This is a genomic window from Pseudomonas sp. ok272 (assembly GCF_900109995.1).
In the GTDB taxonomy this organism is placed as follows: Bacteria; Pseudomonadota; Gammaproteobacteria; order Pseudomonadales; family Pseudomonadaceae; genus Aquipseudomonas.
Window position 1 is genome coordinate 211722 of record NZ_FOCB01000005.1, and the last position, 19299, is coordinate 231020.

Here is a 19299-nt window from a genome sequence, read left to right on the forward strand (position 1 = left end):
AATTACCTGTGGGAGCGGGCTTGCTCGCGAAAGCGCTGTGTCAGGCAACATCAGGGCTGACTGACAGGTCCTATTCGCGAGCAAGCCCGCTCCCACAGGGGGCCGCGTCATTTTCGTTAAAGCACCACATCCATAAACCGTGGTGACTGCGCCAGCGCGAACGGGCTGAACACCTGCCAGCGTTGTTCGCGCTCGAACTGGCCCTTGATGAACGCCCCGGCCGGACCATCCCGGGTATCGCGTGATGCCGCTTCGAAGCGCGCCTGGTCAAAGTGCTGCATGCCCAGCACTTCATCGACCATCAGGCCGACGAACAGCTCTTTGTACTCGACGACCAGCACCCGCCGCTGCTTGCGCTGCGCCGATGACTCGCCCCCCAGGAACCCACACAGGTCCATGATCGGCAGCAGGCTCCCGCGCAGGTTGGCCACGCCCCGGACCCACGGCTTGACCCCCGGCAATGGGGTCAGGCGCGGCTCGTGCAGCACTTCGCTGACCTCGCCCATGGGCGCCACGTACCAGCGCTCGCCCAGGCGAAAGCCAATCCCGCTCCACCCATGGTGGCGGGTGGGCTGGGACGGCAAGTCCGCCGCCAGCAGGCGGCAGCGTTGGTCGATCTGCAGCAGCAGTTCGAAGGCAGTCAGCGACTCGGCCATGGCCCGGACGTCAGCCGGCCAGCACAGCGTTCAGGGTCTTGATCAGGGTTTCTTCGTCCACCGGCTTGGTCAGGTAATCCTTGGCGCCCTGGCGGGTGCCCCAGACCTTGTCGGTTTCCTGGTCCTTGGTGGTGATGATGATCACCGGGATGTGGCCGGTGTCCGGGTCCTTGGTCAACTGGCGGGTCGCCTGGAACCCATTGAGGCCGGGCATGACGATGTCCATCAGCACCGCGTCGGGTTTCTCCTGGCGCGCCAGGGCCACGCCATCGGCACCGTTTTCAGCCTTCAACACCTGGTGGCCGTGCTTCTCCAGCATGCCGGTCAGTTTGTACATTTCAGTCGGTGAGTCATCGACGATCAGGATACGAGCCATGGTCTTCCCCATTGTTCTGGTCGACGCCGGGCCGGCTGGCCAAGCATCTGAATGCTGTTCTAGTGCGCCGTAGCGGCCGTGAACCCCGGTACGTGAGCCTGGATCGCGCTGAGCAGTTCTTCCTTGCTGAACGGCTTGGTCAAAAACTGATCAGAGCCGACGATACGCCCCTTGGCCTTGTCGAACAGCCCATCCTTGGAGGACAGCATAATCACCGGCGTGGCCTTGAACGCACTGTTGTTCTTGATTAAAGCGCAGGTCTGATAACCATCCAGGCGCGGCATCATGATGTCGACAAAGATGATCCGCGGGTGATGGTCGGCAATCTTGGCCAGGGCATCGAACCCGTCGATGGCCGTGATCACCTCACAACCGGCATTGCGCAGCAACGTTTCGGCGGTGCGGCGAATCGTCTTCGAATCGTCGATCACCATGACCTTCAAGGCGTTGGGATGCTGTTCCATATCTGCTCTATCATCGCCACGGCGAATCGATTTTGCCGGCGCACCGGTGTTCCACGCTGCAGAGCCCGATGTGCAAGGCCCAGCGCGACATGGCAGCCTTTTTAGCACAGTCGCCTGCGCCAATCTATCGAGGCGGTTTTTCCTTGACCGCGAATGCACTGGGCGCCACTCTGACGCCACTTTTGCACATCATTTTTCGCCCATCTTCGAGGAAACCCCCATGAGCGTTCGCGTCGGGATTGTCATGGACCCTATCGCCAGCATTTCCTACAAAAAGGACAGCTCGCTGGCCATGTTGCTGGCCGCCCAGGCGCGCGGCTGGGAACTGTTCTATATGGAGCAGCGCGACCTGTACCAGGGCGAGGGCCAGGCCCGCGCACGCATGCGCCCGCTGCAGGTGTTCGCCAACCCGGAACACTGGTTCGAGCTGCAAGCCGAAGTCGATGCGCCCTTGAGCGACCTGGACGTGATCCTGATGCGCAAGGATCCGCCGTTCGACATGGAGTTCGTCTACAGCACCTACCTGCTCGAACAGGCCGAGCGCGCGGGCGTGCTGATCGTCAACAAGCCGCAGAGCCTGCGCGACTGCAACGAAAAGCTGTTCGCCACGCTGTTCCCCCAGTGCACGCCACCGACCGTGGTCAGCCGCCGCGCCGACGTGCTGCGTGAATTCGCCGCCCAGCACGGCGACGTGATCCTCAAGCCCCTGGACGGCATGGGTGGCACCTCGATCTTCCGCCACCGCGCCGGCGACCCGAACCTGTCGGTGATCCTCGAAACCCTGACCGCGCTAGGCACCCAGCAGATCATGGGCCAGGCCTACCTGCCGGCGATCAAGGACGGCGACAAGCGCATCCTGATGATCGACGGCGAGCCGGTGGATTACTGCCTGGCGCGCATTCCCGCCGCTGGTGAGACCCGTGGCAATCTGGCCGCCGGTGGCCGTGGCGAAGCCCGTCCGCTGAGCGACAAGGATCGCTGGATCGCCGCCCAAGTGGGCCCGACCCTGCGCGAAAAAGGCCTGCTGTTCGTCGGCCTCGACGTGATCGGCGAGCACCTGACCGAAATCAACGTCACCAGCCCCACCTGCATCCGCGAGATCGACAATGCCTTCGGCACCAACATCGGCGAAATGCTGATGGCGGCCATCGATCAGAAGCTCCAGGCCCGTTGATATAGATCCACCAAGAGACGACCCACATTGCGTTATCATGCGCGGCCTGTGAAAGACGCGATGTTGGTTCGTTTGCCATGACCTTACCCTCCGATCTGCCCCCCGAACTCGCCCAGCGTGGCGTGCGTGCGGCCGATCGCCTGGGGTTTACCCTGTTACTCGCGGCGCTGATCCACCTGGCCCTGCTGCTGGGTGTCGGGTTCAGCATGGTCGAGCCCAAGCAGATCAGCCGGACCCTGGAAATCACCCTCGCCACCTTCAAGAGCGACACCAAGCCCGAGAAGGCCGACTTCCTGGCCCAGGAAAACCAGCAGGGCAGCGGCACCCTGGACAAGAAGGCCATCCCCAAGACCACCGAGGTCGCGCCGTTCCAGGACAACAAGGTACGCAAAGTCACCCCGCCGCCGTCGGTCAAGCCTCAGGTTGAAGAAGCCGCGCCCAAGGCCGCGGTGACCACCGTGGCGCCCGCGCCGAAAAAAGCCGCGACCAAGAAACAAGAGATCAAGAGCGAGCCCACGCCCAAGGCCGTGGCCCCGACCTTCGACAGCTCGCAACTGTCCAGCGACATCGCCAGCCTGGAGGCCGAGCTGGCCAACGAACAACAGCTGTACGCCAAGCGCCCACGCATCCACCGCCTGAGCGCCGCCTCGACCCAGCGCGACAAAGGCGCCTGGTATAAGGACGAATGGCGCAAGAAAGTCGAGCGCATCGGCAACCTGAACTACCCCGACGAAGCCCGGCGCAAACAGATCTACGGCAACTTGCGACTGATGGTCTCGATCAACCGCGATGGCTCGCTGTACGAAGTGTTGGTACTCGAATCCTCCGGCCAGCCGCTGCTGGACCAGGCAGCGCAGCGCATCGTGCGCCTGGCGGCGCCGTTTGCCCCGTTCACCGGCGACCTGGCGGACTTCGACCGACTGGAAATCATCCGCACCTGGAAATTCGCTCGCGGCGATCGACTGTCCAGTAATTGACTAACATTCAGGGTGAATGAACCGACGCCTTCGCGGGCAAGCCTCGCTCCTACAGGACATACCGGAGCCTGTAGGAGCGAGGCTTGCCCGCGAAGAGCCCCTCAAGCAAACCCAACGTCAAAAGACACCCGCGCAAGGATTTCCTACACATCCCCAGCTTGTCAGTTTGCCCCTCCAGCGCCACACTAGCGCACATGAAAAACGTCAGCCCCAGCTACCTCAAGCATCACTTCCTGATCGCCATGCCCCACATGGCCGACCCGAACTTTGCGCACACCTTGACCTACATCGTCGAGCACACCGCCAATGGCGCCATGGGGCTGGTGGTCAATCGCCCGCAAGACCTGAGCCTGGCCGACATCCTTGAGCAACTGCGCCCGGACATCGACCCGCCTGCGCTGTGCCAGCATGTGCCGGTCTTCGTGGGCGGCCCTGTACAGAACGACCGGGGCTTTGTCCTGCACCCGTCGGGGCAATCGTTCCAGGCCACCGTCGAACTGGAAGGCGAACTGTCCTTGTCCACCTCCCAGGACGTGCTGTTTGCCATCGCTGACGGCGTGGGGCCGGCCAAGAGCCTGATCGCCCTCGGCTACGCTGGCTGGGACGCCGGGCAACTGGAAGCGGAGCTGGCCGACAACGCCTGGCTGACCTGCCCGTACGACGCCGACATCCTGTTCAACACCCGCAGCGATCTGCGCCTGGAAGCGGCCGCCCGGCACCTGGGCGTCAACCTCAGCCTGCTCACCAGCCAGGCGGGACACGCCTGATGGCCCTGCGTCTGATCCTCGGTTTTGACTACGGCACCAAGCAGATCGGCGTTGCCGTCGGCCAGGTGATTACCGGCCAGGCCCGCGAGCTGTGCACCCTCAAGGCCCAAAACGGCATTCCCGACTGGAATCAGGTCGAAGCCCTGATCAAGGAATGGAAACCCGACGCCGTGGTCGTCGGCCTGCCGCTGAACATGGACGGCACCCCCAGCGACATGTGCCTGCGGGCCGAAAAGTTCGCCCGCCGCCTCAATGGCCGCTACAACCTGCCCTTCTATACCCACGATGAGCGCCTGACCACCTTCGAGGCCAAGGGCGAGCGCCTGGCCCGTGGCGGGCAGAAAGGCAGTTACCGCGACAACCCGGTCGACGCCATCGCCGCCGCCCTGCTGCTGCAGGGCTGGCTCGATGAAAACGGCGCCCTGTTCGAATCCTGACGAGCCGCCACTGGCGTCTGTCTTCGCTACAACCCGAGCCACACCCGGTCTGACCCGGCTCGGGCCCAAGAAGGAGCAACCATGAGCCTGCCCAATCCCGCCGAACTGATCAGCCAGATCGCGATCCGGCTTGACGCCTACCTGGCCCAACGTGGCATCAGCGAACCGCGCTACATCGGCATCCGCAGCGGTGGCGTGTGGGTTGCCCAGGCCTTGCTCGCCGAGCTGGGCAGTGATGCGCCATTGGGCACCCTGGATGTGTCCTTCTACCGCGACGATTTCAGCCAGAACGGCCTGCACCCGCAAGTACGGCCCTCGGCCCTGCCCTTCGAAATCGAAGGCCAGCACCTGGTGCTGATCGACGACGTGCTGATGAGCGGGCGGACCATCCGTGCCGCCATGAATGAACTCTTCGACTACGGGCGCCCGGCCAGCATCACCCTGGTGTGCCTGCTGGACCTGGACGCCGGCGAACTGCCGATCCGCCCCAACGTGGTTGGCGCCACGCTCAACCTGGCGCCCCATGAGCGGGTCAAGCTGTCCGGCCCTGAACTGGCGCTGGAACTGCAAGACCTCGCCCTCTAATTCGCCCTTTTAAAGAGTCCATTGCGATGACGCCTCTAGACACCAAGCGCCCGCTGCAGCTCAATGACCAGGGCCAGCTGCGCCATTTCCTCTCGCTCGACGGCCTGCGCCGCGAGCTGCTGACGGAAATCCTCGACACCGCCGACTCCTTCCTCGAAGTCGGCGCCCGGGCCGTGAAGAAAGTCCCGTTGCTGCGCGGCAAGACCGTGTGCAACGTGTTCTTCGAAAACTCCACCCGCACCCGCACCACCTTTGAACTGGCGGCCCAGCGGCTGTCGGCGGACGTGATCACCCTGAACGTGTCGACGTCTTCGGCCAGCAAGGGCGAAACCCTGCTCGACACCTTGCGCAACCTCGAAGCCATGGCCGCCGACATGTTCGTCGTGCGCCACGGCGACTCCGGCGCGGCGCACTTCATCGCCGAGCACGTGTGCCCGCAAGTGGCGATCATCAACGGTGGCGATGGCCGCCATGCCCACCCGACGCAGGGCATGCTCGACATGCTGACGATTCGCCGGCACAAAGGCAGCTTCGAGAACCTCTCGGTGGCCATCGTCGGCGACATCCTGCACTCACGGGTCGCGCGCTCGAACATGCTGGCACTCAAGACCCTCGGTTGCCCGGACATCCGCGTGATCGCGCCCAAGACCCTGCTGCCCATCGGCATCGAGCAATACGGGGTCAAGGTCTACACCGATATGACCGAAGGCCTCAAGGACGTCGACGTGGTGATCATGCTGCGCCTGCAACGCGAGCGCATGGCCGGCGGCCTGCTGCCCAGCGAAGGCGAGTTCTATCGCCTGTTCGGCCTGACCACCGCGCGCCTGGCCGGCGCCAAGCCGGACTGCATCGTCATGCACCCCGGCCCGATCAACCGCGGCGTGGAGATCGAATCGGCGGTGGCCGACGGTCCGCACTCCGTGATTCTCAACCAGGTGACCTACGGGATCGCCATTCGTATGGCCGTGTTGTCCATGGCCATGAGCGGGCAAACGGCCCAGCGCCAATTCGAGCAGGAGAACGCCCAGTGAAGCTCAGCATCCTCGGCGCCCGCGTCATCGATCCAAGCAGTGGCCTGGATCGCGTCACCGACATTCATATCGAAGCCTGCAAGATCGTCGCCCTCGGCGCCGCCCCGGCTGGTTTCGTCGCCGTTGAAACGATCGAGGCCAACGGCCTGGTGGTCGCGCCCGGGCTGGTGGACCTCAACGTCGCCCTGCGCGAGCCGGGCTATAGCCGCAAAGGCTCGATTGTCAGCGAAACCCACGCCGCCGCGGCCGGTGGCGTCACCAGCCTGTGCTGCCCACCGAACACCAAACCGGTGCTGGACACTTCGGCCGTGGCCGAACTGATCCTCGACCGGGCCCGCGAGGCCGGCAACGCCAAGGTGTTCCCGATTGGTGCCCTGAGCAAAGGCCTGGACGGCGAACAACTGGCCGAGCTGATTGCCCTGCGCGACGCCGGCTGCGTGGCCTTCGGCAACGGCCTGGAGAGTTTTCGCAACACCCGCACCCTGTGCCGGGCGCTGGAGTACGCGGCGACCTTCGACCTGACGGTGATCTTCCACTCCCAGGACCACGACCTGGCGGAAGGCGGCCTGGCGCACGATGGCCCCACCGCCGCCTTCCTCGGCCTGCCGGGCATCCCGGAAACCGCCGAGACCGTGGCCCTGGCCCGTGACCTGCTGCTGGTGGAGCAAAGCGGTGTGCGCGCGCACTTCAGCCAACTCACCAGCGCCCGCGGCGTGGCCTTGATCGCCCAGGCGCAGGCTCGGGGCTTGAACGTGACGGCGGATGTCGCCTTGTACCAGTTGATCCTCACCGACGAGGCGCTGATCGACTTCAACAGCGTGTATCACGTGCAACCGCCGCTGCGCACCCGCGCGGACCGCGACGGCCTGCGTGCAGCCGTGAAGTCGGGGGTGATCTCGGCCATCTCCAGCCACCACCAGCCCCACGAACGCGACGCCAAACTGGCACCGTTCGGCGCCACCGAACCGGGCATCAGCAGCGTTGAACTGCTGCTGCCGCTGGCGATGACCCTGGTGGAAGACGGCCTGCTCGACCTGCCGACGCTGCTGGCACGCCTGAGCAGTGGCCCGGCCGAGGCGTTGCGCCTGCCGGCGGGCAAGCTGGCGGTCGGTGCGCCAGCGGACCTGGTGGTGTTCGACCCTGCCGCGTCCACCGTGGCCGGGGAGACATGGCGGTCCAAGGGTGAGAACTGCCCATTCCTCGGCCATAGCTTGCCGGGCGTGGTGCGCTACACCCTGGTGGACGGGCGGATCAGTCACCAGGCTTGAGACCGCGTTGCCTGCTTTTTTCGCGAGCAGGCTCGCTCCCACAGGGTCGATGCGGACTGACTGTGGGAGCGAGCCTGCTCGCGAATAGCCGTTAGCCTTAGAACGCGCCCCGGCTCTGCGCGTTGCGGATCGACACCTGGGTGTTCAACGTCCAGAAGTCATACAGCACCCCCACCAGGAACAAACCACCGGTCACCAGGTAGATCAGCCCGGTGATCCATTTGCCCTGGTACATGCGGTGGATGCCGAACACCCCGAGGAAGGTCAACAGGATCCACGCCACGCTGTACTCGATCGGCCCGGAGGTAAACCGTAGGTCCGCTTCGCGGTCCATGGCCGGGATCAGGAACAGGTCGATCAACCAGCCAATGCCCAACAGGCCGAAGGTAAAGAACCAGATCGTGCCGGTCACCGGCTTACCGTAATAGAAGCGGTGTGCGCCAGTGAAACCGAAAATCCACAACAGGTAACCAATCACCTTGCTGTGGGTGTCATGGTGCGGAGCATCCTGACGATAGGTGTTCATGGGTTCCCTCATTTGCCTTGATAGATAAATATTGTTGAATTCTTTGTGACTTTTTTACAGGTTGCCGACGTACGGCAAATGCTCCCTTGACTCCCGTCAAAGCCCTATACCACCTGACTTGTGTCGGACAATCGGGCCAATTTGCCGCCGCCTCAGCGATTTTCACCCCCGGGTTGAATCGACCAACGGCCCAGGAAGTGACAAAAAAGCTGCTATAAAGTTGCGCGCTTCCCTTACTAGAGCCTTGCCTAATGCGTCCATTTTTCAAGACATGGCTAACCATTTGCCTTTTGATGCCACTGGCCGCCCACGCCACCAATCGTGAGCAACGTCTTCCCAACGTTAATGGTTACACCCCTAAATCCCATGTTTCTGCTGCTACCAGCAAGAACAAACACAGCGTCAAACGCCCAGTATTGCTGAGCAAAGCCAACAGCTCGCTGGTTCCGCCCATGGCGACCAAGCAGAGCAGCGACGTATTGAGCCGCGCCGTGAACGTGCTCGGTACTCCTTATCGTTGGGGCGGCAGCAGCCCAAGTAAAGGCTTTGATTGCAGCGGCCTGGTGAAATACGCCTTCAATGACGTCGCCGCGGTCGACCTGCCACGCACCTCCAACGCCATGGCGGCTGGCCACGGGCTGAAAGTCGAGCGCAAGGACCTCAAGCCCGGCGACCTGATCTTCTTCAAGCTCAAGAGCCGCAAGGTCAACCACGTGGCCATCTACCTGGGCAACGACCGCTTCATCCACGCCCCACGCCGTGGCAAGTCGGTGACCATCGACACCTTGAAGAAACCGTACTGGGAAAGCCACTACGTGGTTGCCAAGCGAGTGCTGCCCAAAGAATCGACGCCGTTGCGGGTTGCCCAGCGCTGAGTTGATCCGCCCTCTTCGCGAGCAGGCTCGCTCCCACATTAGCGTCCCGTGGGAGCGAGCCTGCTCGCGAAAGCGTCCTCAAGACCGCTAAAATCCCTCCGGCGAATGCGCCACCGCCCGCGCCTGCTCGCGACTGATCAAACCCTGGCCCAGCAGCGCCTTCAGGCTCATGTCCAGGGTCTGCATCCCCAGCGCCCCACCCGTCTGAATCGCCGAATACATCTGCGCCACCTTGTCCTCGCGGATCAGGTGACGGATCGCCGCGGTGCCCAACATGATTTCGTGGGCCGCGACCCGGCCACCGCCGATGCGCTTGATCAGCGCCTGGCACACCACCGCCTGCAGTGATTCCGACAGCATCGAACGAACCATCGCCTGCTCCTCTCCCGCAAATACGTCCACCACCCGGTCAATGGTCTTGGCCGCCGAAGGGGTGTGCAGCGTGCCGAACACCAGGTGCCCGGTTTCCGCGGCCGTCAGGGCCAGTCGGATGGTCTCCAGGTCACGCAACTCCCCCACCAGGATCACGTCCGGGTCTTCCCGCAGGGCCGACCGCAACGCGGCCGCGAAACTGTGGCTATCGCGGCGTACCTCACGCTGATTGATCAGGCACTGGCGCGGCCGGTGGATGAACTCGATAGGGTCTTCGAGGGTGAGGATATGCTGTTGCCGATGGCGATTGAGGTGGTCGATCATCGCCGCCAGGGTGGTGGACTTGCCCGAACCCGTCGCCCCGGTGACCAGCACCAGGCCTCGCGGCAGCTCAGCAATCCGCCGAAACACTTGCCCCAGGCCCAATTCATCCAGGCTCGGCACCTGCGCCGGGATGGTGCGAAACACCGCACTCAGGCCACGATGCTGCTGGAACGCGTTGACCCGAAACCGCGCCACCTCGGGCGCCGCATAGGAAAAATCGAGTTCCAGGTGCTGCTCGAACGCGCTCCACTGCTGGCCGCTCATGACCTGTTGGATCAGTGCCTTCACCTGCGCGGCATCCTGCGCGGGCAGGTTGAGCGGTCGCACCTCGCCATCGACCCGGATCATCGGCGCCAACCCGCTGGACAGGTGCAAGTCCGAAGCCCCGTGCTTGACGCTAAAGGCCAGTAGCTCAGTGATATCCATACCACTCCTCAATTCCAGTAGAATGCGGCCAACCTCAGACTGCCGGCGTCCTTTGCATGTCAACGATAGCAGACAACATTTCCCAGGTAGCGGCCCGCATCCGCGCCGCGGAACACGCCGCCCAGCGCGCCGAACACAGCGTCCACCTGCTGGCCGTGAGCAAGACCAAGCCCGCCGCCGCCGTGCGCGAGGCCTACGCCGCCGGGGTCCGCGACTTCGGCGAGAACTACCTGCAAGAAGCCCTGGGCAAACAGCTTGAGCTGACCGACCTGCCCTTGATCTGGCACTTCATCGGCCCCATTCAATCGAACAAGACGCGCGCGATTGCCGAGCACTTCGCGTGGGTGCACTCGGTGGACCGCCTGAAAGTCGCCCAGCGCCTGTCCGAGCAACGCCCAGCCGACTTGCCGGCGCTGAACATCTGCATCCAGGTCAACGTCAGCGGTGAGGCCAGCAAGTCCGGCTGCACCCCGGCCGACCTGCCGGCCCTGGCCCATGCGATCAACGCGTTGCCACGCTTGACGTTGCGCGGGTTGATGGCGATTCCCGAGCCCACCGACGACCGCGCGGCCCAGGACGCGGCCTTTGCCGCGGTGCACCACCTGCAAGCCAGCCTGGGCCTGGGGCTCGACACACTGTCCATGGGCATGAGCCACGACCTTGAGTCGGCGATTGCCCAGGGCGCTACCTGGGTCCGTATCGGTACGGCGCTGTTTGGCGCGCGCGATTACGGCCAGCCGTGAAATGACTGACACACTTGTGAACAAGGACCTGACATGAGCAAGACACGCATTGCCTTTATCGGTGCCGGGAACATGGCCGCCAGCCTGATCGGCGGCCTGCGGGCCAAGGGCCTGGACGCCTCGCAGATCCGTGCCAGCGACCCCGGCGAAGAGACCCGCGCGCGCGTCGCCGCCGAACACGGCATCGCGGTGTTCGCCGACAACGCCGAGGCGATAAAAGACGCTGACGTGGTGGTGCTGGCGGTCAAGCCCCAGGCCATGAAAGTGGTGTGCGAGGCCCTGCGCCCGCACCTGGCGCCCAACCAATTGGTGGTGTCGATTGCCGCGGGCATCACCTGCGCCAGCCTGAACCACTGGCTCGGTGCCCAGCCGCTGGTGCGCTGCATGCCCAATACCCCGGCGCTGCTGCGCCAGGGTGTCAGCGGCCTGTACGCCACCGCCCAGGTCAGCGCCGCCCAACGCGAGCAGGCACTGGATCTGCTGTCCGCCGTGGGCATCGCCCTGTGGCTTGAAGAAGAACAGCAACTGGATGCGGTCACCGCCGTGTCAGGCTCGGGCCCCGCGTATTTCTTCCTGCTGATCGAAGCAATGACCGCCGCCGGGATCAAGCTCGGCCTGCCCGCCGACGTCGCCGCCCAACTGACGGTCCAGACCGCCCTGGGCGCCGCCCACATGGCCGCGGCCAGTGATGTCGAGGCGGGCGAACTGCGCCGTCGCGTGACCTCGCCGGCCGGCACCACGGAAGCGGCGATCAAATCGTTCCAGGCCGACGGCTTCGAAGCCCTGGTAGAAAAAGCCCTCGGCGCCGCCGCACACCGCTCGGCCGAGATGGCCGAGCAACTTGGCCGCTAATCCGCTCTTACAAAGGAATCCATGATGCTCGGACTCAATGACGCTGCCATTTTCATCATCAAGACCCTCGGTAGCCTGTACCTGCTGATCGTAATGCTGCGCTTCATCCTGCAAGTGGTACGGGCGAACTTCTACAACCCGCTGTGCCAGTTCATCGTCAAAGCCACTCAGCCGCTGCTCAAGCCGCTGCGCCGGGTCATCCCGAGCATGTTCGGCCTGGACATGTCGTCCCTGGTCCTGGCGCTGCTGGTCCAGATGGTATTGGTCGCGGTGATCCTCGCGCTCAAGGGCGTCATCGTCGACTGGGTGCTGCTGGTGCCGTGGTCGCTGATCGCGATCTTCTCGTTGTTCTTGAACGTGCTGTTCTACGCGATGATCATCAGCGTGATCCTGTCGTGGGTCGCTCCGGGGAGCCAAAACCCGGGCGCCGAACTGGTCCAGCAGATCACCGAGCCGGTACTGGCCCCGTTTCGCCGGATCATTCCGAACCTGGGCGGCCTCGATATCTCGCCGATCTTCGCGTTCATCGTGATCCAGTTGCTGCAAAGCTGGCTGATCCCGCGCTTGGCGTACTACGCCCTGATGCCGCCGAGCCTGCTCGGCCTGATCTGATCCGTGAGTTACTTTCGCTGGGACGGCGAGGACCTGATCCTCGAATGTCACCTGCAACCGGCGGCCCGCAGCGATGATTTCGCGGGCCTGCACGGTGACCGCCTGAAGATCCGCCTGACTGCCCCGCCCGTCGAAGGCAAGGCCAACGCCTACCTGATGGCCTTCCTGGCCAAGGCGTTTGGCGTGTCCAAGAGCCAGGTCAGCCTGGTCAGCGGCGAGCTGAACCGGCAGAAACGGGTGCGCATCAGCGCGCCGAAGAAGCTGCCGGACCTGCCTGATTTGGTGCGCCCAACCTAACACCCTGTGGGAGCGGGCTTGCTCGCGAAAGCGGTGTGCCAGACGACATCACCAACAACTGGTTCACCGCATTCGCGAGCAAGCCCGCTCCCACAGTTGACCTGCGCAGTTTTAAGCCTTGCGGCTGCTTGCCGCTGACCCCAGCGGTCTTTAGACTTACGCCTCATTTAAATGAGAGCAGGGTCGATGCCAACTGCCTTTCCCGCCGATTCCGTTGGCCTGGTGACGCCCCAAATGGCGCACTTCAGCGAGCCCCTGGCCCTTGCCTGCGGCCGCTCCTTGCCAGCCTATGACCTGATCTTCGAAACCTACGGCACGCTGAACGCCAGCGCGAGCAACGCCGTACTGATCTGCCACGCCCTCTCGGGCCACCATCACGCCGCCGGCTTTCACAGCGTCGACGACCGCAAGCCGGGCTGGTGGGACAGTTGCATCGGCCCAGGCAAGCCCATCGACACCCACCGCTTCTTCGTGGTCAGCCTGAATAACCTGGGCGGCTGCAACGGCTCCACCGGCCCCAGCAGTCTCAACCCGGACACCGGCAGGCCGTTTGGCGCCGAGTTCCCGGTACTGACCGTGGAAGACTGGGTCCACAGCCAGGCCCGCCTGGCCGACCGCCTCGGCATCGCACAGTGGGCCGCCGTGATCGGTGGCAGCCTGGGCGGCATGCAGGCGATGCAATGGAGCATCACCTACCCCGAGCGCATCCGTCACTGCCTGGCCATTGCCTCGGCGCCCAAGCTGTCGGCGCAGAACATCGCCTTCAACGAAGTGGCGCGCCAGGCGATCCTCACCGACCCCGAGTTCCACGGTGGCTCGTTCCAGGAAGCGGGTGTGATCCCCAAGCGCGGGCTGATGCTGGCGCGGATGGTCGGGCACATCACCTACCTGTCGGACGATTCGATGGGCGAAAAATTCGGCCGCGGCCTCAAGAGCGAAAAGCTCAACTACGATTTCCACAGCGTCGAGTTCCAGGTCGAAAGCTACCTGCGTTATCAGGGTGAAGAGTTCTCCGGGCGTTTCGACGCCAACACCTACCTGTTGATGACCAAGGCACTGGACTACTTCGATCCAGCAGCCAACTTCGGCGATAACCTGGCGAAAACCTTTGAAGCGGCGACGGCCAAGTTCTGTGTAATGTCGTTCACCACCGACTGGCGCTTCTCCCCGGCCCGTTCGCGGGAGTTGGTGGATGCGCTGATGGCCGCCAGGAAAGACGTGTGCTACCTGGAGATCGACGCACCGCAAGGCCACGACGCCTTCCTGATTCCGATCCCGCGCTACTTGCAGGCGTTCAGCAATTACATGAACCGAATTACGGTGTGAGAAAGCCATGAGAGCTGATCTGGAAATCATCCAGGAATGGATCCCCGCCGGCAGCCGCGTGCTCGACCTGGGCTGCGGCGATGGCGAGCTGCTGAGCTGGCTGCGCGACCACAAGCAAGTCACCGGCTACGGCCTGGAAAACGACGCCGACAACATCGCCGAGTGCGTGGCCAAAGGCATCAATGTCATCGAGCAGGACCTGGACAAGGGCCTGGGCAACTTTGCCAGCAACAGCTTCGACATCGTGGTCATGACCCAGGCCCTGCAAGCCGTGCACTATCCGGACAAGATCCTCGACGAAATGCTGCGGGTCGGCCGCCAGTGCATCATCACCTTCCCCAACTTCGGCCACTGGCGCTGCCGCTGGTACCTGGCGAGCAAGGGCCGGATGCCGGTTTCCGAGTTCCTGCCGTACACCTGGTACAACACGCCGAACATTCACTTCTGCACTTTCGAAGACTTTGAAGCCCTGTGTCGCGAACGTGAAGCCAAGGTCATTGATCGCCTTGCCGTGGATCAACAGCACCGCCACGGGTGGGCCAGTAAGCTATGGCCTAATCTATTAGGTGAGATTGGCATCTACCGCGTCAGTAGCCCCGGGCTGCAGGATCACCAGATCGCGGTCTGAACCACGACATATCAAGGAGAACCACCATGGGACGTCTAGCCCTGCTTGCACTAACCGCCTGCCTGAGCATCAACGCCATGGCCGCCGACGCCATCAAAGGCGAGCGCCAGGAAACCTTCGGTGACGTGACGGTGCACTACAACACCTTCAACTCCACCTTCCTGCAACCGGACATCGCCAAGGCCGCCGAGCTGATCCGCAGCAAGAACCAGGGCGTGATCAACGTCTCGGTGATCAAGGACGGCAAACCATTGGTCGCCAACGTCACCGGCACCGTGAAGGACCTGACCAGCAAAAGCGTGACCCTGAGCTTCAAGCAGATCACCGAACCCGGTGCGGTCTATTACATCGCCCAGTACCCGGTGGACCAGCAAGAGATCCGCACCTTCGAGGTCAACGTGCAGAGCGGTGACAAGATCAACACCATCAACTTCAACCAAGAGCTCTTCCCCGGCGAATGATCAACTTCACCCAACTCGTACTGGCCAGCCATAACGCCGGCAAACTCAAGGAACTCCAGGCCATGCTCGGTGGTTCGGTGCAACTGCGCTCGATTGGCGAGTTCAGCAGCGTCGAGCCCGAGGAAACCGGCTTGTCGTTCGTCGAGAACGCCATCCTCAAGGCCCGCAACGCCGCGCGCATCTCCGGCCTGCCGGCGCTGGCCGACGATTCGGGCCTGGCGGTGGACTTCCTCGGCGGCGCGCCGGGCATCTACTCGGCGCGGTATGCCGATGGCCAGGGTGATGCGGCAAACAACGCCAAGCTGCTCGACGTGCTCAAGGACGTCCCTGAAGCCGAGCGCGGTGCCCAGTTCGTCTGCGTGCTCGCCCTGGTGCGACATGCCGACGATCCGCTGCCGATCCTCTGCGAAGGCTTGTGGCACGGGCGCATCCTGACCCAGGCCAGCGGCGCGCACGGCTTCGGCTACGACCCGTTGTTCTGGGTCCCGGAGCGCAACTGCTCCAGCGCCGAGCTGGGCCCGGCCGAGAAGAACCAAATCAGCCACCGCGCCCGCGCAATGGCATTGCTGCGCCAACGCCTGAGCCTGAAATGACCCACGACTCATCCGCTTCGCCGCTGATCTTCGGCGGCGAGGCTCCATCGCCTCGGGCAGCCCTGCCGACACTGCCGCCCCTGGCGCTGTACATCCATATCCCGTGGTGTGTGCGCAAATGCCCGTATTGCGACTTCAACTCCCACACCGCCAGCCCGGTGCTGCCGGAAGAAGAGTACGTCGACGCGCTCTTGGCTGACCTGGACCAGGACCTGCACGCGGTGTACGGCCGCGAGCTGAGCTCGATTTTCTTCGGCGGCGGCACCCCCAGCCTGTTCAGCGCCCAGGCCCTGGGCCGGCTGCTCAAGGGCGTGGAGCAACGCATCCCGTTCGCCAGTGACATCGAGATCACCCTGGAAGCCAACCCGGGCACCTTCGAGCAGGAAAAATTCATCGCCTACCGCGCCCTGGGCATCAATCGCCTGTCGATTGGCATCCAGAGCTTCCAGCAGGAGAAGCTCCAGGCCCTGGGGCGCATCCACAATGGTGACGAAGCCATACGCGCCGCCGGCATGGCGCGCCAGGCCGGGTTCGACAACTTCAACCTGGACCTGATGCACGGCCTGCCCGATCAGTCCCTGGACGACGCCCTGGACGACCTGCGCCAGGCTATCGCGCTGAAGCCGACCCACTTGTCCTGGTACCAATTGACGCTGGAGCCGAACACGGTGTTCTGGAACCAGCCGCCGACCCTGCCCGAAGACGACACCTTGTGGGACATCCAGGAGGCCGGCCAGGCCTTGCTCGCCGAACACGGATACGCCCAGTACGAAGTCTCGGCCTACGCCCAGCCCGGCCGCGCGGCGCGACACAACCTCAATTACTGGAGTTTTGGCGACTTCATCGGCATCGGGGCCGGCGCCCACGGCAAGCTCAGCCACCCGGACGGGCGCATCGTGCGCACCTGGAAGACCCGGCTGCCAAAGGACTACCTCAACCCGGCCAAGCAGTTTCAGGCCGGCGCGAAAGACCTGACCAACGATGAACTGCCGTTCGAGTTCCTGATGAACGCCCTGCGCCTGACCGACGGCGTCGAGGCCCGGCTGTACGCCGAACGCACCGGCCTGGACCTGGCCAGCCTCGACGCAGCCCGCCGCGAAGCCGAACAAAGTGGCCTGATGCAGGTCGAACCGTCACGCCTGGCGGCCACCGCCCGCGGGCAACTGTTTCTCAATGACCTGCTGCAGAAGTTTTTGAGCTGATCAGCTCTAAGGAAATCGAATGGATTTGGTACTCGACCTGCTGGCGACCGTGTCTCGCTGGAGCCGCAGCAACCTGTCGGAAATATCCCTGGCCTTGATGGGCTGCTTGCTGGTGCTGTTTGGCGCCGACTTCAAGGGCTGGGTGGAACAACGCCTGGGCAACTTCGCCGGCGCCTTGCGCGTCCCGCTGATGGCCCTGCTGTGCGTGATCGGCAGCGGCGCGGCCCTGATCTACGCCACGCCCTGGATCGTCAAGGGCCTGAGCCAGTTCAACAACTACAGCCTGGCGCCGGTGCTGTTGGTGGTGCTGGTGCTGATCGGCGTGATCGCCGACCGCCGCTGAACCCACCTACCACCTAACACCTGTGGGAGCGGGCTTGCCCGCGAAGAGGCCATAACATTCAACATCTCTGTTGGTTGTTACGCCGCCTTCGCGGGCAAGCCCCCACATTGTCTTGCGTTATGGCTTAGGACTGCTTCTCGAACTTCAAGTCCCAGACGCCATGCCCAAGCCGTTCGCCGCGGCGTTCGAACTTGGTGATCGGGCGCTCGGCCGGGCGCGGGACGCATTTACCGTCTTCGGCCAGGTTGCGGTAACCCGGCGCGACGTCCATCACTTCCAACATGTACTCGGCGTACGGTTCCCAGTCGGTGGCCATGTGCAGCACACCGCCGACCTTCAACTTGCTGCGCACCAGCTCGGCGAACGAGGCCTGGACGATGCGGCGCTTGTGATGGCGGCTCTTGTGCCACGGGTCCGGGAAGAACAGCATCAGGCGATCCAGGCTGTTGTCGGCCACGCACCGGTTGAGCACTTCGATCGCGTCGCAATCGTAGACCCGCAGGTTGGTCAAGCCTTGCGTCAGCACGCCATTGAGCAGTGCGCCGACACCTGGACGGTGCACTTCGACGCCAATGAAGTCCTGCTCCGGCGAGGCGGCTGCCATTTCCAGCAGCGAGTGGCCCATGCCAAAGCCGATTTCCAGCGAGCGTGGGGCCGAGCGGCCAAACACCTGGTCAAAATCCACCGGTGCATCGGCCAGCGGCAGGACGAACAGCGGCGTGCCCTGTTCCAGGCCCTTTTGCTGGCCTTCGGTCATGCGCCCGGCGCGCATCACGAAACTCTTGATGCGGCGGTGTTGGCGCTCTTCGCCTTCTTCCGTCTGGATTGGCGTGTCGTTCGATTCAGTCATCAATGGCTCTTACTTGATCAGACCATCCAGCGGCGAGGAGGCGCTGGCATAGAGTTTCTTCGGCATACGGCCGGCGAGGTAGGCCAGGCGGCCCGCGACGATGGCGTGTTTCATGGCCTCAGCCATCATCACCGGCTGCTGGGCATGGGCGATGGCCGAGTTCATCAGCACCGCTTCACACCCCAGTTCCATGGCAATGGTGGCATCGGACGCGGTACCGACGCCCGCATCCACCAGCACCGGGATCTTGGCTTCTTCGAGGATAATCTGCAGGTTGTACGGGTTGCAGATGCCCAGGCCCGTACCGATCAGGCCGGCCAGCGGCATGACCGCGATGCAGCCGATTTCCGCCAGTTGACGGGCAATGATCGGGTCATCGCTGGTGTACACCATCACGTCAAAACCTTCCTTGACCAACACTTCGGCGGCCTTGAGGGTTTCGATCACGTTCGGGAACAGGGTCTTCTGGTCCGCCAGCACTTCCAGCTTCACCAGGTTGTGGCCGCCGAGCAGCTCACGGGCCAGGCGACAGGTGCGCACCGCCTCGATGGCGTCGAAGCAACCGGCGGTGTTCGGCAGGAAGGTGTAGCGCTCGGGCGACAGGACGTCGAGCAAGTTCGGCTCACCCGGGTTCTGACCCAGGTTGGTGCGGCGCACGGCGAACGTGACAATCTCGGCACCCGAGGCTTCGATGGCCAGGCGGGTTTCTTCCATGTCACGGTACTTGCCGGTGCCGACCAGCAGGCGCGACTGGTAAGTACGGCCAGCCAGGACGAACGGCTTGTCGCTGCGAACGTTACTCATCGAAAATCCTCTGTTGGGGTGAGGTGCTTGCTCAATACGTGTAGGGCGCAGGCGGGGGGTTAGCCGCCGCCGATGGCGTGCACCACTTCCACCGAGTCGCCTTCATTCAGGGTGGTCTCGGCATGCTGGCTGCGCGGGACGATATCCAGGTTGAGTTCGACCGCCACCCGGCGCCCGGTCAAGTCCAGGCGGGTCAGCAGGGCCGCGACGGTTTCACCGTCGGGCAGTTCAAGGGATTCGCCGTTCAACTGAATGCGCATGCCGAATGCCGCCATCATTTTTAGGGGCCCGCATTCTAGCCCGATCATGACCTAAAGGTCAGCTACAAGC

General features: G+C 63.6%; 26 protein-coding genes. 18 read left to right on the forward strand and 8 right to left on the reverse strand.

Translation table 11 applies throughout. The features are described from left to right. Positions 1 to 116: 116 nt before the first annotated feature. Genes BMW74_RS10405 through pilG form a run of 3 tightly spaced genes read right to left on the reverse strand, consistent with a single transcriptional unit; the run spans position 117 to position 1496 of the window. Positions 117 to 656: a chemotaxis protein CheW gene (locus BMW74_RS10405; RefSeq protein ID WP_093418158.1), complete on the reverse strand. Its 540-nt coding sequence runs from the start codon at positions 654 to 656 to the stop codon at positions 117 to 119. Between the two features lie 10 nt (positions 657 to 666). Beyond that, on the reverse strand, positions 667 to 1032 hold the full coding sequence (gene pilH / locus BMW74_RS10410; RefSeq protein WP_093418163.1) for a twitching motility response regulator PilH: 366 nt from the start codon (positions 1030 to 1032) through the stop codon (positions 667 to 669). Positions 1033 to 1091: 59 nt separating this feature from the next. Beyond that, a complete protein-coding gene (gene pilG, locus BMW74_RS10415; RefSeq protein ID WP_093418168.1) occupies positions 1092 to 1496 on the reverse strand; it encodes a twitching motility response regulator PilG in 405 nt (134 codons plus the stop codon). A gap of 220 nt (positions 1497 to 1716) precedes the next feature. Between pilG and gshB the strand changes: the two genes are divergently transcribed. The 7 genes from gshB (at position 1717) to BMW74_RS10450 (ending at position 7735) form a co-directional block, all read left to right on the forward strand. Continuing rightward, on the forward strand, positions 1717 to 2670 hold the full coding sequence (gene gshB, locus BMW74_RS10420; protein WP_093418173.1) for a glutathione synthase: 954 nt from the start codon (positions 1717 to 1719) through the stop codon (positions 2668 to 2670). A 77-nt stretch (positions 2671 to 2747) separates the two neighbouring features. Further along, positions 2748 to 3647 (forward strand): energy transducer TonB, encoded by a 900-nt coding sequence (locus tag BMW74_RS10425; protein ID WP_093418178.1) that lies wholly within the window; start codon positions 2748 to 2750, stop codon positions 3645 to 3647. A 194-nt stretch (positions 3648 to 3841) separates the two neighbouring features. Continuing rightward, positions 3842 to 4414, forward strand: a complete 573-nt coding sequence (locus BMW74_RS10430; RefSeq protein WP_093418183.1) for a YqgE/AlgH family protein — start codon at positions 3842 to 3844, stop codon at positions 4412 to 4414. Beyond that, complete coding sequence (gene ruvX, locus BMW74_RS10435; protein ID WP_093418187.1) at positions 4414 to 4851, forward strand: Holliday junction resolvase RuvX; 438 nt, start codon at positions 4414 to 4416, stop codon at positions 4849 to 4851. Before BMW74_RS10430 ends, ruvX begins: the two co-directional genes overlap by 1 nt. A gap of 81 nt (positions 4852 to 4932) precedes the next feature. Beyond that, positions 4933 to 5436, forward strand: coding sequence for a bifunctional pyr operon transcriptional regulator/uracil phosphoribosyltransferase PyrR (gene pyrR, locus BMW74_RS10440; protein WP_093418191.1), 504 nt, complete (start codon positions 4933 to 4935; stop codon positions 5434 to 5436). 26 nt (positions 5437 to 5462) lie between these two features. Continuing rightward, positions 5463 to 6467, forward strand: coding sequence for an aspartate carbamoyltransferase catalytic subunit (locus BMW74_RS10445; protein WP_093418196.1), 1005 nt, complete (start codon positions 5463 to 5465; stop codon positions 6465 to 6467). After that, positions 6464 to 7735, forward strand: coding sequence for a dihydroorotase (locus tag BMW74_RS10450; protein ID WP_093418201.1), 1272 nt, complete (start codon positions 6464 to 6466; stop codon positions 7733 to 7735). Before BMW74_RS10445 ends, BMW74_RS10450 begins: the two co-directional genes overlap by 4 nt. 97 nt (positions 7736 to 7832) lie before the next feature. Here BMW74_RS10450 and BMW74_RS10455 read toward each other — a convergent pair whose 3' ends face one another. Continuing rightward, positions 7833 to 8261, reverse strand: a complete 429-nt coding sequence (locus tag BMW74_RS10455; RefSeq protein WP_093418205.1) for an NINE protein — start codon at positions 8259 to 8261, stop codon at positions 7833 to 7835. Positions 8262 to 8512: 251 nt separating this feature from the next. Between BMW74_RS10455 and BMW74_RS10460 the strand changes: the two genes are divergently transcribed. Continuing rightward, positions 8513 to 9136 (forward strand): C40 family peptidase, encoded by a 624-nt coding sequence (locus BMW74_RS10460; RefSeq protein ID WP_093418210.1) that lies wholly within the window; start codon positions 8513 to 8515, stop codon positions 9134 to 9136. An 87-nt stretch (positions 9137 to 9223) separates the two neighbouring features. Here the strand turns inward: BMW74_RS10460 and BMW74_RS10465 are convergent, their stop codons facing one another. After that, the gene (locus BMW74_RS10465) at positions 9224 to 10258 is read right to left on the reverse strand and encodes a type IV pilus twitching motility protein PilT (protein ID WP_093418215.1); all 1035 of its coding nucleotides are present in this window, start codon (positions 10256 to 10258) and stop codon (positions 9224 to 9226) included. Between the two features lie 56 nt (positions 10259 to 10314). Here BMW74_RS10465 and BMW74_RS10470 point away from each other — a divergent pair, with 56 nt between their 5' ends. The 10 genes from BMW74_RS10470 (at position 10315) to BMW74_RS10515 (ending at position 17315) form a co-directional block, all read left to right on the forward strand. Beyond that, positions 10315 to 11001 (forward strand): YggS family pyridoxal phosphate-dependent enzyme, encoded by a 687-nt coding sequence (locus BMW74_RS10470; RefSeq protein WP_093418220.1) that lies wholly within the window; start codon positions 10315 to 10317, stop codon positions 10999 to 11001. 33 nt (positions 11002 to 11034) lie between these two features. Further along, positions 11035 to 11853: a pyrroline-5-carboxylate reductase gene (gene proC / locus BMW74_RS10475; protein WP_093418225.1), complete on the forward strand. Its 819-nt coding sequence runs from the start codon at positions 11035 to 11037 to the stop codon at positions 11851 to 11853. 24 nt (positions 11854 to 11877) lie between these two features. Beyond that, the gene (locus BMW74_RS10480) at positions 11878 to 12465 is read left to right on the forward strand and encodes a YggT family protein (protein ID WP_093418230.1); all 588 of its coding nucleotides are present in this window, start codon (positions 11878 to 11880) and stop codon (positions 12463 to 12465) included. A 3-nt stretch (positions 12466 to 12468) separates the two neighbouring features. Continuing rightward, a complete protein-coding gene (locus tag BMW74_RS10485) occupies positions 12469 to 12762 on the forward strand; it encodes a DUF167 domain-containing protein (protein ID WP_093418234.1) in 294 nt (97 codons plus the stop codon). 186 nt (positions 12763 to 12948) lie between these two features. Then, positions 12949 to 14088 carry a homoserine O-succinyltransferase MetX gene (locus BMW74_RS10490; protein WP_093418238.1) on the forward strand — a complete coding sequence of 380 codons (1140 nt, stop codon included), beginning with the start codon at positions 12949 to 12951 and terminating at the stop codon, positions 14086 to 14088. Between the two features lie 7 nt (positions 14089 to 14095). Beyond that, positions 14096 to 14716: a methionine biosynthesis protein MetW gene (gene metW, locus BMW74_RS10495; protein ID WP_093418242.1), complete on the forward strand. Its 621-nt coding sequence runs from the start codon at positions 14096 to 14098 to the stop codon at positions 14714 to 14716. Positions 14717 to 14742: 26 nt separating this feature from the next. After that, positions 14743 to 15177: a DUF4426 domain-containing protein gene (locus tag BMW74_RS10500; protein ID WP_093418248.1), complete on the forward strand. Its 435-nt coding sequence runs from the start codon at positions 14743 to 14745 to the stop codon at positions 15175 to 15177. Further along, entirely contained in the window at positions 15174 to 15770 is a 597-nt protein-coding gene (gene rdgB, locus BMW74_RS10505; RefSeq protein WP_093418253.1) for an RdgB/HAM1 family non-canonical purine NTP pyrophosphatase, read from the forward strand. Before BMW74_RS10500 ends, rdgB begins: the two co-directional genes overlap by 4 nt. After that, positions 15767 to 16972 (forward strand): radical SAM family heme chaperone HemW, encoded by a 1206-nt coding sequence (gene hemW / locus BMW74_RS10510; RefSeq protein ID WP_093418257.1) that lies wholly within the window; start codon positions 15767 to 15769, stop codon positions 16970 to 16972. The genes rdgB and hemW overlap by 4 nt, the downstream gene beginning before the upstream one ends. Positions 16973 to 16991: 19 nt before the next feature. Continuing rightward, complete coding sequence (locus BMW74_RS10515) at positions 16992 to 17315, forward strand: DUF3392 domain-containing protein (RefSeq protein ID WP_093418261.1); 324 nt, start codon at positions 16992 to 16994, stop codon at positions 17313 to 17315. Between the two features lie 124 nt (positions 17316 to 17439). Here BMW74_RS10515 and trmB read toward each other — a convergent pair whose 3' ends face one another. The 3 genes from trmB to thiS are packed head-to-tail and all read right to left on the reverse strand — an operon-like array spanning position 17440 to position 19229. Continuing rightward, on the reverse strand, positions 17440 to 18165 hold the full coding sequence (gene trmB, locus BMW74_RS10520; RefSeq protein WP_093418266.1) for a tRNA (guanosine(46)-N7)-methyltransferase TrmB: 726 nt from the start codon (positions 18163 to 18165) through the stop codon (positions 17440 to 17442). A 9-nt stretch (positions 18166 to 18174) separates the two neighbouring features. Then, positions 18175 to 18969: a thiazole synthase gene (locus tag BMW74_RS10525; RefSeq protein ID WP_093418271.1), complete on the reverse strand. Its 795-nt coding sequence runs from the start codon at positions 18967 to 18969 to the stop codon at positions 18175 to 18177. Between the two features lie 59 nt (positions 18970 to 19028). Next, a complete protein-coding gene (gene thiS, locus BMW74_RS10530; RefSeq protein WP_175479188.1) occupies positions 19029 to 19229 on the reverse strand; it encodes a sulfur carrier protein ThiS in 201 nt (66 codons plus the stop codon). Positions 19230 to 19299: the final 70 nt, after the last annotated feature.

Excerpts from the sequence above, each read along its gene's own strand:
- BMW74_RS10470 (WP_093418220.1), top strand. The coding sequence starts at position 10,315 with ATGTCAACGATAGCAGACAACATTTCCCAGGTAGCGGCCCGCATCCGC.
- BMW74_RS10480 (WP_093418230.1), top strand. The coding sequence starts at position 11,878 with ATGCTCGGACTCAATGACGCTGCCATTTTCATCATCAAGACCCTCGGT.
- pilG (WP_093418168.1), bottom strand. The coding sequence starts at position 1,496 with ATGGAACAGCATCCCAACGCCTTGAAGGTCATGGTGATCGACGATTCG.
- rdgB (WP_093418253.1), top strand. The coding sequence starts at position 15,174 with ATGATCAACTTCACCCAACTCGTACTGGCCAGCCATAACGCCGGCAAA.
- hemW (WP_093418257.1), top strand. The coding sequence starts at position 15,767 with ATGACCCACGACTCATCCGCTTCGCCGCTGATCTTCGGCGGCGAGGCT.
- BMW74_RS10515 (WP_093418261.1), top strand. The coding sequence starts at position 16,992 with ATGGATTTGGTACTCGACCTGCTGGCGACCGTGTCTCGCTGGAGCCGC.
- BMW74_RS10490 (WP_093418238.1), top strand. The coding sequence starts at position 12,949 with ATGCCAACTGCCTTTCCCGCCGATTCCGTTGGCCTGGTGACGCCCCAA.
- gshB (WP_093418173.1), top strand. The coding sequence starts at position 1,717 with ATGAGCGTTCGCGTCGGGATTGTCATGGACCCTATCGCCAGCATTTCC.
- BMW74_RS10500 (WP_093418248.1), top strand. The coding sequence starts at position 14,743 with ATGGGACGTCTAGCCCTGCTTGCACTAACCGCCTGCCTGAGCATCAAC.
- pyrR (WP_093418191.1), top strand. The coding sequence starts at position 4,933 with ATGAGCCTGCCCAATCCCGCCGAACTGATCAGCCAGATCGCGATCCGG.
- proC (WP_093418225.1), top strand. The coding sequence starts at position 11,035 with ATGAGCAAGACACGCATTGCCTTTATCGGTGCCGGGAACATGGCCGCC.
- ruvX (WP_093418187.1), top strand. The coding sequence starts at position 4,414 with ATGGCCCTGCGTCTGATCCTCGGTTTTGACTACGGCACCAAGCAGATC.
- BMW74_RS10445 (WP_093418196.1), top strand. The coding sequence starts at position 5,463 with ATGACGCCTCTAGACACCAAGCGCCCGCTGCAGCTCAATGACCAGGGC.
- pilH (WP_093418163.1), bottom strand. The coding sequence starts at position 1,032 with ATGGCTCGTATCCTGATCGTCGATGACTCACCGACTGAAATGTACAAA.
- BMW74_RS10525 (WP_093418271.1), bottom strand. The coding sequence starts at position 18,969 with ATGAGTAACGTTCGCAGCGACAAGCCGTTCGTCCTGGCTGGCCGTACT.
- BMW74_RS10455 (WP_093418205.1), bottom strand. The coding sequence starts at position 8,261 with ATGAACACCTATCGTCAGGATGCTCCGCACCATGACACCCACAGCAAG.
- BMW74_RS10430 (WP_093418183.1), top strand. The coding sequence starts at position 3,842 with ATGAAAAACGTCAGCCCCAGCTACCTCAAGCATCACTTCCTGATCGCC.
- BMW74_RS10405 (WP_093418158.1), bottom strand. The coding sequence starts at position 656 with ATGGCCGAGTCGCTGACTGCCTTCGAACTGCTGCTGCAGATCGACCAA.
- BMW74_RS10425 (WP_093418178.1), top strand. The coding sequence starts at position 2,748 with ATGACCTTACCCTCCGATCTGCCCCCCGAACTCGCCCAGCGTGGCGTG.
- BMW74_RS10465 (WP_093418215.1), bottom strand. The coding sequence starts at position 10,258 with ATGGATATCACTGAGCTACTGGCCTTTAGCGTCAAGCACGGGGCTTCG.
- thiS (WP_175479188.1), bottom strand. The coding sequence starts at position 19,229 with ATGCGCATTCAGTTGAACGGCGAATCCCTTGAACTGCCCGACGGTGAA.
- trmB (WP_093418266.1), bottom strand. The coding sequence starts at position 18,165 with ATGACTGAATCGAACGACACGCCAATCCAGACGGAAGAAGGCGAAGAG.
- metW (WP_093418242.1), top strand. The coding sequence starts at position 14,096 with ATGAGAGCTGATCTGGAAATCATCCAGGAATGGATCCCCGCCGGCAGC.
- BMW74_RS10460 (WP_093418210.1), top strand. The coding sequence starts at position 8,513 with ATGCGTCCATTTTTCAAGACATGGCTAACCATTTGCCTTTTGATGCCA.